Below are 12768 nucleotides of genomic sequence, written 5' to 3' on the forward strand. Positions count from 1 at the left end.
GTGTACAAGCTCGCCTTCTTCGTCCCGGCCAGCCATGTCGAGGTGGTCAAGGCTGCCGTATTCGCCGCCGGTGGCGGGCGAATCGGTGACTATGACCACTGCGCCTGGCAAACCCTGGGCCAGGGCCAGTTTCGCCCGTTGGACGGCAGCCAGCCGTTTCTCGGGCAAACCGGCCAGGTCGAGGTGGTCGAGGAATGGAAGGTAGAGCTGGTGGTGGCTGACGACCTGATCGCTCAGGTCGTTGCCGCGCTCAAGCAGAGCCACCCGTACGAGACGCCAGCCTATGAAGTCTGGCCACTGGCCGACTTCTAGACCGCATTAAAGCTCTTCGCGGGCAAGCCCGCTCCCACAGGGATATCACCGGTACTGAAGCTTGTGATATCCCTGTGGGAGCGGGCTTGCCCGCGAAGAGGCCCTATAATCCCGCCACAACTTCATTGCCAGGCTCAGGCCGTTTCAACCCGCTACACGCCAACAACCCCACCTCGAACAGCACCCACATCGGCACCGCCAGCATCGTCTGCGAAAATACGTCCGGTGGCGTCAGAATCATCCCCACCACAAAGCACCCGACGATCACGTAGGGCCGGCTACGGCGCAGTGTCGCCACATCCGCCAACCCCACCCAGACCACGATGAACGTCGCCACCGGGATCTCGAACGCCAGCCCGAATGCCAGGAACAGCGCCATGATGAAGTCCAGGTACTGGCTGATGTCGGTCATCATCGCCACCCCGTCGGGCGTGACGCTGGCGAAAAAGCCGAACATCATCGGGAACACCAGAAAGAACGCGAACGCCATGCCGGCATAGAACAGCAGAATGCTCGACACCAGCAGCGGCAGGGCAATGCGCCGTTCCCGGCGGTACAGCCCCGGCGCCAGAAACCCCCAGGCCTGGTGCAACAACAGCGGCATGGCGACGAACAGCGCGCACATCGCGGTCAGCTTGAAGGGTGTCAGGAACGGTGAGGTGACACTGGTCGCGATCATGCTGGCGCCCTCTGGCAGGAAGCGGCGCAGTGGCTCCGAGATCAGTGTGTAGAGGGTCTGGGCGAAGGGGAACAGGCCGGCGAACACCAGGGCGACCAGCCCCAGGCAACGCACCAGGCGCTTACGCAGTTCGCGCAGGTGCTCGGTCAGCGGCATGCCTGCCGCAGGGTCCATGGCAAGGCTCATGAGGCATTCTCCCTGGGTGCAGCGACGGTTGCCGGGTCATTGGCTGGTGGTGCGGCAAGGCTGATGCCCTGGCGCATTTCCTGTTCCAGGCGCTGCAGGGGCGCGCTGTCGAAGTTGGGCAACTCGATCTCGCGCTCCAACTGCGTGCGCAGGCCCTGCATGGCCCTGCGCGCCTGTCCCAGGCCACGCCCAAGCGTGCGTGCCGCAACCGGCAGCCGCTCGGGGCCCAGCACCAGCAGTGCGACGATGCCGACCAGCAGCAATTCGCTGAAGCCTACCTCGAACATCAGGCCTGACGGTCCGCTTGCGGCTGGGGCGTTGCCTGGCCGGTCAACGGCGCCTGTTGCTGCACCTGTGCGGTGCCGGGCGGGGTGACGTCGTTGTCACCGCCCATGGACTTGCGAAACCCCTGGATCGCCTCGCCAACATCGCTGCCCAGGCCCTTGAGGCGCTTGGTGCCAAACAGCAGGAATACGATCATCAGTACGATCACCAGTTGCCAGATTCCAATGCCACCCATTGCGACTACTCCTGTAAGGCCATGAAAAGGAAGGGCAATCCTGCCTCGTGTAGATGACGTGAACATGACGGAACGCACCCTTGCCATCTACCTGCAACAACCGGCGTGTTGACTGGCGTTTTTATTGGGCATGAGAGGCGGGTGCAGATGGGCGGTAAACGACAGCACGGCGCGGCCCTGCTGATGGTGATGGTGGTGTTGGCGATGCTCGCTGCCGGTATGGCCTGGCTGGTGGAAGATGGCCGGCGCCAGGTTGATGAAGTGCGCTTGTTGCACCAGCGGGTGCAGGTCAGGGCCATGGAGCAGGCCGGCTTGGCCTATGCCGAGCAGGCGCTGCGCGACCCGGCCTGGCGGCTGAGCCCGTTGTTCTGGCAGGCCTTGCGCGGGCAACCGCTGAACTACGATTTTGGCGCAGGCCAGGCGCAACTGCGGGTGCGCGACCAGCACACGTGTTTCAACGTCAACGCATTGCTCGGTGCTGACGGTGAGCGGGCCGAGCGCCAGTTGCGCCGCCTGCTGGGCGACGACATGGCGGCAGAACGCCTGGTCGATGCCCTGGCCGATTGGCTCGACAATGACAGCGATACGCGCCTGCAAGGGGCCGAAAGTGCCCAGTACTTGCGCCAGCAACCCGCGCGCCTGGCGGCCAACCAACCGATGCTCGACACCAGCGAGCTGAACTTGCTGCTGGAGCCAGATGCCACGCGCCAGGGCCGCTATCCAATGCTGTGCGCTTTGCCGCAAACCACTGGCTGGCGTTTGAACGCCAATGCCTTGGGCCTGGAGCATCTGCCCATGCTCGAAGCGTTATACGAGGGGCGCTACCCACGCGCGCTGCTCAGCCGCATCATCAGTGGCCGGCCGGCGTCGGGGTATGTGGATGCCGCTGCGCTGCGCAAGGCGTTGGGGGCGGTGGATGACGAGACGTTCGAACGGTTGAGCGAAGGGTTGCTGCTCAACAGTGGGCATTTTTTGTTGCAGCTGTCGTTCGAGGAAGAGGGGCGGGTGATGCGCAGCGCGTTTCAGGTCGAGGCGCTGGGGGTGGTGCAGTGGCATGCACGGGTGCCGGCGCAGCAGGTGCGGGTGAGGAGTCGTGAGCCCATGCTCTGGTAAACCATGCCGGCCTCTTCGCGGGGCAAGCCCGCTCCCACAGAGACTTCACTGCCCTTGAAACCAGTGTGGTAACTGTGGGCACAGGTACCACACTGTCCTTGAGACTGGCGGGCTTGCCTCCCACAGAGACTTCACTGCCCTTGAAACCAGTGTGGTACTTGTGGGCACAGGTCCACACTGTCCTTGAGACTGGCGGGCTTGCCTCCCACAGAGACTTCACTGCCCTTGAAACCAGTGTGGTACTTGTGGGCACAGGTCCACACTGTCCTTGAGACTGGCGGGCTTGCCTCCCACAGAGACTTCACTGCCCTTGAAACCAGTGTGGTACTTGTGGGCACAGGTCCACACTGTCCTTGAGACTGGCGGGCTTGCCTCCCACAGAGACTTCACTGCCCTTGAAACCAGTGTGGTACTTGTGGGCACAGGTCCACACTGTCCTTGAGACTGGCGGGCTTGCCTCCCACAGAGACTTCACTGCCCTTGAAACCAGTGTGGTAACTGTGGGCACAGATACCACACTGTCCTTGAGACTGGCGGGCTTGCCTGTGGGAGCGGGCTTGCCCCGCGAAGAGGCCGGTACAGCCAGCACAAGGCTGACTGACCGGCATGCGATCAGACTGTCCCGATCTCCCCGCCATCATCACGCTGAATCACCACGGTCGAAGCCCGCGGCCTTACCGTAGCCCCAGCCGGGGTAGCATCGGTCGCCTTGTCGGTATACGGCCAGTTCTCCGGGTGCTGGATGTTGACGAACATCGACTTGTTGTCCGGGCTGAAGGCAATCCCCGTCACCTCGCAACCGTTCGGCCCGACAAAGAAGCGCCGCAAGTCCACCTGGTTCTGCGCGTTGACCGGCACTTGCTTGCCCGTGGCATCTACCAGGTCAGTGGGGATTACCGCCAGCAACTGGTCATTGGTGTAGTCGGTCAGCGTGGTTTCACCGTTGTCGGTCTCGAACCACAACACGCCACGGCTATCGAAGCTCATGCCGTCAGGGCTGGCGAACTGGTTCAGTTCGGTCAGGCCAGAGCGGTTGATGTCGGCGGTACCGGCGGCATTGGCGCCAAACACGAAGATGTCCCAGGTGAAGCTCAACTGGTCGTCGCTGTCGTGCCAGCGAATGATGTGGCCGTGGCGGTTAGGGCCACGCGGGTTGGCCGCGTCGACTTTCTCTGGTGTACGCGCGCTGTTGTTGGTCAGGGTCAGGTAGACATCGCCATTGAGCGGGTTGACCGTGGTCCATTCTGGGCGGTCCATCGGGGTCGCGCCCACGGCATCGCCAGCACCCCGGGTGTTGAGGATGATGCCCGGCAGGTCACCGTACAGCGCGCCAAGGGTGCTGCCGGCGGTGGTGGGGGTGGCGACGTCGAGCAACAGCCACACGCCGGTGCCGTCGGCATTGAAGCGGGCCACATAGAGCTTGCCTTGGTCCATGTACTTGGCACCGGTGGCCAGGCGGTCGGCCGGGCTGGCGTCAGCGGCGTCCCACACGGCCGTGGAGACGAACTTGTACAAGTATTCGTTGTTCGAGTCGTCGCCCATGTACCAGACCAGCGGCTTGCCGGCCACCGGCAGGCCTGGGCAGCACCCTTCGTGGCGGAAGCGGCCTAGCGCGGTGCGCTTGGTGGCCAGGGTAGCGCTGTTGTACGGGTCGATCTCGACGATGTAGCCATAGGTGCTGGCTTCGTTGCGGTAGTCGTCGGTGGCGCTGGCGCCTTTGACCGTTACGTCGAAACGGGCGAATTCGTCATTCACCTCGGTGCTGTCACCGGCGGCGCTTTCCCATTTGTACTGGCCGCTGGAGGTGCCTACGCCGATACGGCGCTGGTCTTCAGGGCGGGTGCCTTTGTTGACGAAGATGCCCGGCCAGTTCTCTTCGCAGGTCAGGTAGGTGCCCCACGGGGTGTAGCCGTTGCCGCAGTTGTTGTTGGTACCGCGGCAGTGGGTGCCGCCCGTGGAGTACTTGGTCTTGACGTGGTCGGTGCCGCGCAGCGGGCCGGTGATCTCCATGCGCGAGGCAGTGGTGAAGCGGCGGTTCAGCGGGTCGTTGTCGACCACCTGCCAGCGCCCGCTGACTTTCTGCAGGCGTACCACGCCGGCGCCGTGGGCGTTGATCTCTTTGCGGATTTCTTCGGCCGGGCGCTTGCCGTTGACGTCAGTGGTCGGGCCGGCCGGGTGCAGGGCTGCCGCGTCGATGTATTCGAAGTTGATGGCCAGCAAGCCGTCTTCGGAGCTGCCATTGATCGGGAAGAAGTGCATGCCGTCGTGGTGCATGCCCATGGCATTGGCCTGGTCGGTCGAGGTGTTGCTGCCATCGGACTTCCACGGGTTGCCATTGCTGTTCAGCGGGGTGCCCCACGGTGCCAGCACATAGGCGCTGTAGCCTGCGGCGACGACACAGGCATCGGTGCGCGAGCCTGGGATGGACTGGAAGCCCAGTGCCAGTTTCGGGACTTCCGGTTCGGTTACCGGTGGCTCGGTCACCGGTGGTTCGGTGACAGGATCATCGTGATCGGAACCGCCATCACCGTCGAAGCAGCCTGTTAGGCCGGTCCCGGCGATCATGGCAATGGCGGCGCCCAGGCTGCCGCGCATGATGCTGCGGCGGCTCAGGTAGGCGTCCATGACGCTGGCCATCGGCAGATTGCCGCTGTGGTTCCGGTCCAGGTTGTCGCCGGTATCTCGACTCATCAGGGTGTCCTTATGTTGGCTGAGTTAGAGGAAACCGCGACTTTAGAGCGCAAGTATGATGATTCCTTGGCAGAAATATGAACGCGCGCTTAAAACTACTCGTTCTTACGTTTGGAACTGACAGATCAATTCGGAATTGCTGTCTGATTTCTGCCATTAAACTGTCATGCGAACGCCGCAACATCCGGAGCCCAACGTGAACTTGGTTAAGGATGGCGGGCTCGATGGTAAGCAGTGTGAACAGGCGCGAAGTGATCAGCTGGATGGGCGTCGGTGCCTTGGCACCCTTGCTCGGCGCCTGTTCCGCCTTGCCAGGCCAACGGGGTGGCAATGCCAACCTGGATTTGCTGTATGTCGCCGACACCCTCGATGCCCGCCAGCCCGGGCTGGCCGTTGTCCCGGCAACGCGCCTGGGGCCGGTCAGCCACCTGGGGCGTGCGCCGTGGATGACCGGTGCCAGTGCCAGCATCGCCTTCCCGCACTTGGCCCCCTTGCTCGATGCCAGCCAGGCCGCGCACGCCAACCTCGGTGGTTACGCCGTGCTGGCCGCATTGCTGGAGCAGTTGCGTGGCGAGGCCGGGGCGGGCAACAGCCTGACCCTGGAAAACGGCCAAGGCTGGAACGGCAGCGGCCTGGCCTACCTGACCCAAGGTGAAAGCGGCGTGCAGGGCAGCCAACTGCTGGGCAGCGACGCACGCGTCAGCAGTGACGAGCGTGTGCTCTGGCCGCAGCGCAGCACGGCGCTGTACCGGCAGGCTGCTGCCATTACGCTGGGCGCGGGGCTGGCCGACGAACAACGTGAAACCCTGGGGCTTGAAGCACTGCACCTGTTCGAGCGGGGCGGTGCGCGGATTGCCGTGGTCGGCGTGACCGACCCTTACGCCCAAGACCAGAAAGCCTCCCTCAAACAGTGGTACCAGTCTTTGCTGCCGGTATTCGAGCAGGCCCGGCGCGAAGCCGACCTGGTCGTGGCCATGGCCGATGTGGGCACCGGGCCTGGGCTGTGGCTGGCTGAACGGCTGCCGGCAATCGACGTGTTGCTCTGTGCGCGTGGCCAGGACCTGTGGCCGACGCCCGTGCAGGCCACCCAGGCCAACGGCCGCCGCGTACCGGTGCTGTTTGCCGGGTGCCGGGGCAGCGGGGCGTTTCGCCTGCGTTGCCAACAGGTGGCCGGGCAATGGCAGTTCGAGGGGCGTTTCTTCCCAGCGTTCGAACCGCAGCTTTCCCCGGCTGCACGGGTGCGCGCCGGGCAATTTCAGGCACAACTGAACCAACAGCGCGCCGGCCACGCGGCATGGCTCGACCAACCACTGGCCAAGGCACCCCAGGCCTTGTGGCGGCGTGACACCCGCGGCGGCAGCTGGGACCGCCTGCTGCACCAGGCCCTGGCCGATGACAACAATTTGCCTGTGCTGCTGCCGGGCCTGCGCTATGACTGCCCATTGGCCGCAGGTGCAGCGATCACCCGCGAGCACCTGATCAGCCTGACCGGCGGGTACCCGGCCCCGGTGGTCGAGGCCCCGGCCCGGCAGGTGGAGCAAGTGCTGGAAAATGCCGCAGAACAGTTGTTCGGCGACCCGCTGCTGCTGGACAACAGCCAAGACCTGCCGCGCTGGCAAGGCCAGGCCTGGGGTGTCAGCTACAGCCCGCAAGGCAAGCGCATCACCGGCCTGGAACCGGTCCAGGGGCTGTGCCGCACCTTTGGCCTGCAGTTCGCGTCGCAGGCCGGCGAGCCACTTTGGCAGCGGGTAGAAGCCTGGCTGACGCGGCAAGGCGCCGACTGGCAACTGGCACCGCTGCAGGTGCCCGAGGTGCGCTATGTGCAGGGGCACCCGGGCTGGCATCCACGGCAGTTGGCTTCGTGAGCCTTGGCTCGCGGTTGCTCACCGGTGGTTGCCTGACGTTGGCAGGTTGGCTGGCGGCGCAGTGCGTGCTGCAACTGGGCCGCCAGCCACAACCGGCCAGCCCCGCCCAGGCGGCCGCAGCCCAGTTGCCTGGGTTGATGGTCGGCCATTGGCAGGCGCCGGTCGATGACGGCGCGATCGTCATCACCCGTTTGCCACTGCACTACCTGGGCGGCCTCAAGGCCCAGCCGTTGTCGGCCAGCGTGGTGGTGCTGCGCTACGGCCAGCAGGTGCGCACGCTGGCCCGCGGCCAGCGCCTGGCGCCAGGGATCGTGCTGCAGGACATCGACACCGATGGCCTGATTTTCAACAACCAGGGGCGGCGCGAACGCCTGCCCTGGCCGCCACGCCCCGCCGTGACCGGCTTCAAGCGGCAAGGATGAACGATGCCTGTTAAATACTGCGTGGCGGCTGCGCTGAGCCTGGCCTTGGCCGTGGCCTTACCCCAGGCCAGCGCCGAGGAGCCGGTGTTCGATGACAACGGCACGCCGATGTACGAAGTGAACTTCGTCGACACCGAACTGGGCGAGTTCATCGACAGCGTGTCGCGCATCACCGGCACCACGTTCATCGTCGACCCCCGGGTGAAGGGCAAGGTCACCGTGCGCACCGTCGACCTGCACGACGCCGATGCCATCTATGACATCTTCCTGGCGCAGCTGCGCGCCCAGGGTTACGCCACCGTCGACCTGCCCAATGGCAGCGTGAAGATCGTCCCCGACCAGGCGGCGCGCCTGGAACCGGTGCCGGTGGAGCCTGCCGGGCAGCAGGGCGCGGGCAGCGACAGCGTGGCCACGCGGGTATTCGATTTACGCAACGCGGCCACCGAGCAAGTGGTTGGCATCCTCAAACCCCTGGTCGACCCACGGGTAGGGGTGATCACCCCGTACCCGGCCGCGCACCAGTTGGTGGTTACCGACTGGCGCAGCAACCTCGAACGCATCGCCAGCCTGCTGCGCCAGCTTGACCGCCCCAGCGAAGCAGTGGGCAGCGCCAGCACCCAAGTCATGTACCTGCGCCACGCCAATGCCAGTGAAGTGGTGAAGGTATTGCGCGGGCTCAGCCAGGAAGGCATGGCACCGGCGCAAAGCACAGGCGAAGGGGAGAGCAAAGAGCCGCCGGTGACGGCCGCTGCCAGTAGTTCGGGCATCCGCCTGGAGTACGAAGAGGGCACCAATGCCGTGGTCATGGTCGGCCCCGACAGCGAACTGGCCGCCTACCGCGCCATCGTCGAGCAACTGGATATCCGCCGCGCCCAAGTGGTGGTCGAGGCGATCATCGCCGAGGTCTCCGACAGCAGTGCGCAAGAGCTGGGCGTGCAGTGGTTGTTCGCTGACGAGAAGTTCGGTGCCGGTATCGTCAACTTTGGCAGCAATGGGGTGAACATCGCCAACATTGCGGGGGCTGCGGCCAGCGAAGACAATGAGGCACTGGGCAAACTGCTGTCGGCCACCACGGGTGCCACGGCGGGCATCGGCCATTTTGGGGGCGGTTTCAACTTTGCCATGCTGGTCAATGCGCTCAAGGGCAAGAGCGGTTTCAACCTGCTCTCCACCCCGACCCTGCTGACCCTGGACAATGCCGAGGCGTCGATCCTGGTCGGTCAGGAAGTGCCCTTCGTCACCGGCTCCGTGACACAGAACAACGCCAACCCTTACCAAACCATCGAGCGCAAGGAAGTCGGGGTCAAGCTGCGGATCAAGCCGCAGATCAACGTCGACAACAGCGTGCGCCTGGACATCGTCCAGGAGGTCTCGTCGATTGCCGATTCCAGCGCCGCCAGCGATGTGATCACCAACAAGCGTGAGATCAAGACCAAGGTCATGGTCGAAGACAACGGCCTGGTGATTCTGGGCGGGCTGATCAGCGACGAGCTGAGCACAAGCAACCAGCGGGTGCCGCTGCTCGGGGACATTCCTTACCTGGGCCGGCTGTTCCGCTCCGACGCCAGCAAGAACACCAAGCAGAACCTGATGGTTTTCATCCGCCCGCGCATCCTGCGCGACGGGCCGAGCCTGGCCGGGCTCAGCGAGAGCAAGTACCGCACCTTGCAACAGACCACCCCGCTCCAGTTGCCAAACCTTGCGGGCGCAGAAGGTGGTACGCCACTGCTGCAGGTGTTCCCCGCCAGCCGAGCGCGCCTGGAAGGGGGGGACTGGTGATGCTGCCCTATCGCCTGGCACGCCAGACCGGCCTGGCCATGACCCCGACCGACAGCGGCTGGCAATTGTGGCTGCGCCGCGACGCCGACAGCGGCCAGCTGCAGGAGCTGCTGCGCGTGCATGGCCAGCCCAGCGCGCTGGCCTACCTGGAGCCTGCGGCATTCGACGAGCAGTTGGGCCAGCTTTATCAGGGCGGCGATGCGGCCACCGAAGCGCTGATCGAAGGCATTGGCGACCAGGTAGACCTCGACAGCCTGATGAGCGAGATGCCGCGCATCGAAGACTTGCTCGAAAGCGATGACGAGGCGCCGGTCATCCGCCTGATCAACGGCCTGTTCGGCCAGGCCTTGCGACTGCGTGCCTCGGACATTCATATCGAGACCTTCGAGCAGAGCCTGGTGGTGCGCCTGCGGGTCGACGGCCACCTGCGCGAGGTGCTGCGCCCGCCGCGGGCGCTGTCGGCGATGCTGGTGTCGCGGATCAAAGTCATGGCGCGGCTGGACATCGCCGAGAAACGCCAGCCCCAGGACGGTCGCATCACCTTGCGTGCGGCGGGGCGTGAGGTCGATGTGCGGGTGTCGACCTTGCCCGGCATCCACGGCGAGCGCGTGGTGATGCGTGTGCTCGACAAGCAGGCCAGCCTGCTGGCGCTGGCCAACCTGGGCATGCCGGCAGCGGTGCTCGATGGCCTGCGCAGCTGCCTGGCGCGGCCCAATGGCATCGTGCTGTCCACCGGCCCGACCGGCTCGGGCAAGACCACCACGCTGTACGCCAGCCTCAACAGCCTCAACGATGGCAGCCGCAACATCCTCACCGTCGAAGACCCGGTGGAGTACGCCATCGCCGGCATCGGCCAGACCGCGATTAACCCCCGCGCCGGGCTGACATTCGCCACGGGCCTGCGGGCCATCCTGCGCCAGGACCCGGATGTGATCATGCTGGGTGAGATCCGCGACCAGGAAACCGCGCAGATAGCCGTGCAGGCCAGCCTCACCGGCCACTTGGTGCTGTCGACCCTGCACACCAACAGTGCGGTGGGCGCGGTGACCCGTTTGCGCGACATGGGCATCGAACCGTTCCTGATCGCCTCGTGCCTGCGCGGTGTGTTGGCGCAGCGCCTGGTGCGGCGGCTGTGCCAGTGCGCGGTGGCGCAGCCGCTACAAGCGGCCGAGCGTGACCTGTGGCCTGAGCTGTGTGCATTGGGCAGCAGTTACCACGCAGTGGGGTGTGAGCTGTGCCAGGGCAGCGGTTATGTCGGGCGCCTGGGCCTCTACGAATTCATCGAACTGGACGCCGGCCTGATCGCGCTGCTGTACGACGGCGCCAGTGAGCAAGCCATGCAGGACTACTTGGCCGATCGTCGACGCAGCCTGGTGGCCATGGCCAGTGATTGCCTGGCGCGGGGCGAAACCAGCCTGGCCGAAGTGCTGCGCGCGGTGCAGGGCTGAGCCATGCCGACTTATCGCTATCAAGCCGTCGACCTGGCCGGCAAAGCCCACAAGGCCAGCCTGCAGGCCGACAGCGAGCGCCATGCACGGCAACTGTTGCGTGAGCAGGGCCTGTTCGCCCGCCAATTGCAACGCCAGGAGGCAGGTACCCGGCAACCCCGCCGCCAGCGCTTGAGCCGTGCACAGTTGTGCGAGTTGACCCGCCAGTTGGCGACGTTGACTGGCGCGGGCATACCCTTGGTCGATGCCTTGGCCACACTCGAACGGCAATTGCGCCAGCCGGCCTTGCACAGCGTGCTGGTGGCCTTGCGCGGCTCGCTCGCCGAAGGCCTGGGGCTGGCGCGTAGCCTGGCCCGCCAGGGGGCGCCGTTCAGTGGCCTGTACTGTGCGCTGGTCGAGGCCGGTGAGCGCTCTGGGCGGCTGGCCCAGGTGCTCACGCGCCTGGCCGATCACCTGGAGCAGGTGCAACGGCAACAGCACAAAGCGCGTACTGCCTTGATCTACCCGTGTGTGCTGATGGGCGTGTCGCTGGCGGTGGTGGTCGGCCTGATGACGTTCGTAGTGCCCAAGCTCACCGAACAGTTCGCCCACGCCGGGCAGAGCCTGCCGTTGATTACCGCCGTGCTGATCAGCCTGAGCCAAGGGCTGGTGCACGCCGGGCCGTGGCTACTGGGGTTGGCGCTGGCAGGGGCGCTGCTCGCCAACTGGCTGCTGCGCAAGCCGCATTGGTGCCTGCGCCGAGACGCGTGGCTGTTGCGCCTGCCACGTATCGGCAGCCTGCTGCAGGTGCTGGAAAGCGCACGCCTGGCGCGCAGCCTGGCGATTCTCAGCGGCAGTGGCGTAGCCCTGCTCGAAGCGTTGCAGGTGGCCACCGAGACGGTCGCCAACCGGCGCATTCGCCAGGCCATGGAACAGGTGCGCCAGCAGGTGCAGGGCGGCACCAGCCTGCACCGTGCGCTGGATGCCTGCCAACAGTTTCCGCCGTTGCTGGTGAACATGGTCGGCAGCGGCGAGGCCAGCGGCACACTGGCTGACATGCTCGAGCGCGTTGCCGACGACCAAGAACGCGGCTTCGCCCGCCAAGTGGACACCGCCATGGCGCTTTTCGAACCCCTGATGATCCTGGTGATGGGCGCCGTGGTGCTGTTCATCGTGCTGGCGGTGCTGCTGCCGATCATGCAACTCAACCAGGGCCTGCAACTGTGAACACAAGGAGTATTTCCATGCAGCATCGTCGTAACCGTCAGCGTGGTTTCACCCTCATGGAGATCATGGTGGTGATCTTCATCATCGGCCTGCTGATCGCCGTGGTCGCCCCCAGCGTGCTGGGCAACCAAGACAAAGCCATGCGGCAGAAGGTGATGGCCGACCTTGCCACCCTCGAACAGGCACTGGACATGTATCGGCTGGATAACCTGCGGTTCCCAAGTAATGAACAAGGCCTGGCTGCGCTGGTGAAAAAACCGGCGCAGGAGCCGCTGCCGCGTTCGTGGCGCAGCGATGGTTATGTGCGCCGCTTGCCGGAAGATCCGTGGGGTACTCCTTACCAGTACCGCATGCCCGGTGAGCATGGCCGGGTGGATGTTTATTCGCTGGGCGCCGATGGTGTGCCGGGCGGCGAAGGTCAGGATGCCGACCTGGGTAACTGGGCGCTGTAACCGATGTGCGATGAATCCAATGCCGCATGGGGCTGCTTTGCAGCCCTTTCGCGACACAAGGCCGCTCCTACAGGCCGGCGCTGTGCGTGTAGGAG

12 protein-coding genes are annotated in these 12768 nt (G+C 65.1%); 8 read left to right on the forward strand and 4 right to left on the reverse strand.

Annotation, left to right across the window (positions count from 1 at the left end):
* A complete protein-coding gene (locus tag HU764_RS03335) occupies positions 1–312 on the forward strand; it encodes a YqfO family protein (protein ID WP_027595689.1) in 312 nt (103 codons plus the stop codon).
* A 103-nt stretch (positions 313–415) separates the two neighbouring features.
* Here the strand turns inward: HU764_RS03335 and tatC are convergent, their stop codons facing one another.
* From tatC to tatA, 3 genes are read right to left on the reverse strand one after another with little or no spacing between them, the layout of a single operon-like run.
* Positions 416–1177: a twin-arginine translocase subunit TatC gene (tatC, locus tag HU764_RS03340; protein WP_027595690.1), complete on the reverse strand. Its 762-nt coding sequence runs from the start codon at positions 1175–1177 to the stop codon at positions 416–418.
* Positions 1174–1464, reverse strand: a complete 291-nt coding sequence (gene tatB, locus HU764_RS03345; RefSeq protein ID WP_186703537.1) for a Sec-independent protein translocase protein TatB — start codon at positions 1462–1464, stop codon at positions 1174–1176. The genes tatC and tatB overlap by 4 nt, the downstream gene beginning before the upstream one ends.
* Positions 1464–1697, reverse strand: coding sequence for a twin-arginine translocase TatA/TatE family subunit (gene tatA, locus HU764_RS03350; protein WP_099428441.1), 234 nt, complete (start codon positions 1695–1697; stop codon positions 1464–1466). The genes tatB and tatA overlap by 1 nt, the downstream gene beginning before the upstream one ends.
* A gap of 147 nt (positions 1698–1844) precedes the next feature.
* On the opposite strand from tatA, the gene gspK reads away from it, so the two are divergent.
* Entirely contained in the window at positions 1845–2810 is a 966-nt protein-coding gene (gene gspK, locus HU764_RS03355) for a type II secretion system minor pseudopilin GspK (protein WP_186703538.1), read from the forward strand.
* A gap of 612 nt (positions 2811–3422) precedes the next feature.
* On the opposite strand, the gene HU764_RS03360 is transcribed toward gspK, so the two are convergent.
* A complete protein-coding gene (locus HU764_RS03360; RefSeq protein WP_186675782.1) occupies positions 3423–5501 on the reverse strand; it encodes a PhoX family protein in 2079 nt (692 codons plus the stop codon).
* A gap of 224 nt (positions 5502–5725) precedes the next feature.
* Here HU764_RS03360 and HU764_RS03365 point away from each other — a divergent pair, with 224 nt between their 5' ends.
* From HU764_RS03365 to gspG, 6 genes are read left to right on the forward strand one after another with little or no spacing between them, the layout of a single operon-like run.
* Positions 5726–7366 carry a bifunctional UDP-sugar hydrolase/5'-nucleotidase gene (locus tag HU764_RS03365; protein ID WP_186702930.1) on the forward strand — a complete coding sequence of 547 codons (1641 nt, stop codon included), beginning with the start codon at positions 5726–5728 and terminating at the stop codon, positions 7364–7366.
* The gene (locus HU764_RS03370; protein ID WP_186702931.1) at positions 7363–7788 is read left to right on the forward strand and encodes a pilus assembly protein PilZ; all 426 of its coding nucleotides are present in this window, start codon (positions 7363–7365) and stop codon (positions 7786–7788) included. The genes HU764_RS03365 and HU764_RS03370 overlap by 4 nt, the downstream gene beginning before the upstream one ends.
* Positions 7789–7791: 3 nt before the next feature.
* On the forward strand, positions 7792–9567 hold the full coding sequence (gene gspD, locus HU764_RS03375) for a type II secretion system secretin GspD (RefSeq protein ID WP_186675788.1): 1776 nt from the start codon (positions 7792–7794) through the stop codon (positions 9565–9567).
* Entirely contained in the window at positions 9567–11015 is a 1449-nt protein-coding gene (locus tag HU764_RS03380) for a GspE/PulE family protein (protein ID WP_186676205.1), read from the forward strand. The genes gspD and HU764_RS03380 overlap by 1 nt, the downstream gene beginning before the upstream one ends.
* A 3-nt stretch (positions 11016–11018) precedes the next feature.
* A complete protein-coding gene (gene gspF / locus HU764_RS03385) occupies positions 11019–12221 on the forward strand; it encodes a type II secretion system inner membrane protein GspF (protein WP_186702932.1) in 1203 nt (400 codons plus the stop codon).
* A gap of 17 nt (positions 12222–12238) precedes the next feature.
* Positions 12239–12673 carry a type II secretion system major pseudopilin GspG gene (gene gspG, locus HU764_RS03390; RefSeq protein ID WP_027595700.1) on the forward strand — a complete coding sequence of 145 codons (435 nt, stop codon included), beginning with the start codon at positions 12239–12241 and terminating at the stop codon, positions 12671–12673.
* Positions 12674–12768: the final 95 nt, after the last annotated feature.

Source organism: Pseudomonas kermanshahensis, from assembly GCF_014269205.2.
GTDB classification, from domain to species: Bacteria; Pseudomonadota; Gammaproteobacteria; order Pseudomonadales; family Pseudomonadaceae; genus Aquipseudomonas; species Aquipseudomonas kermanshahensis.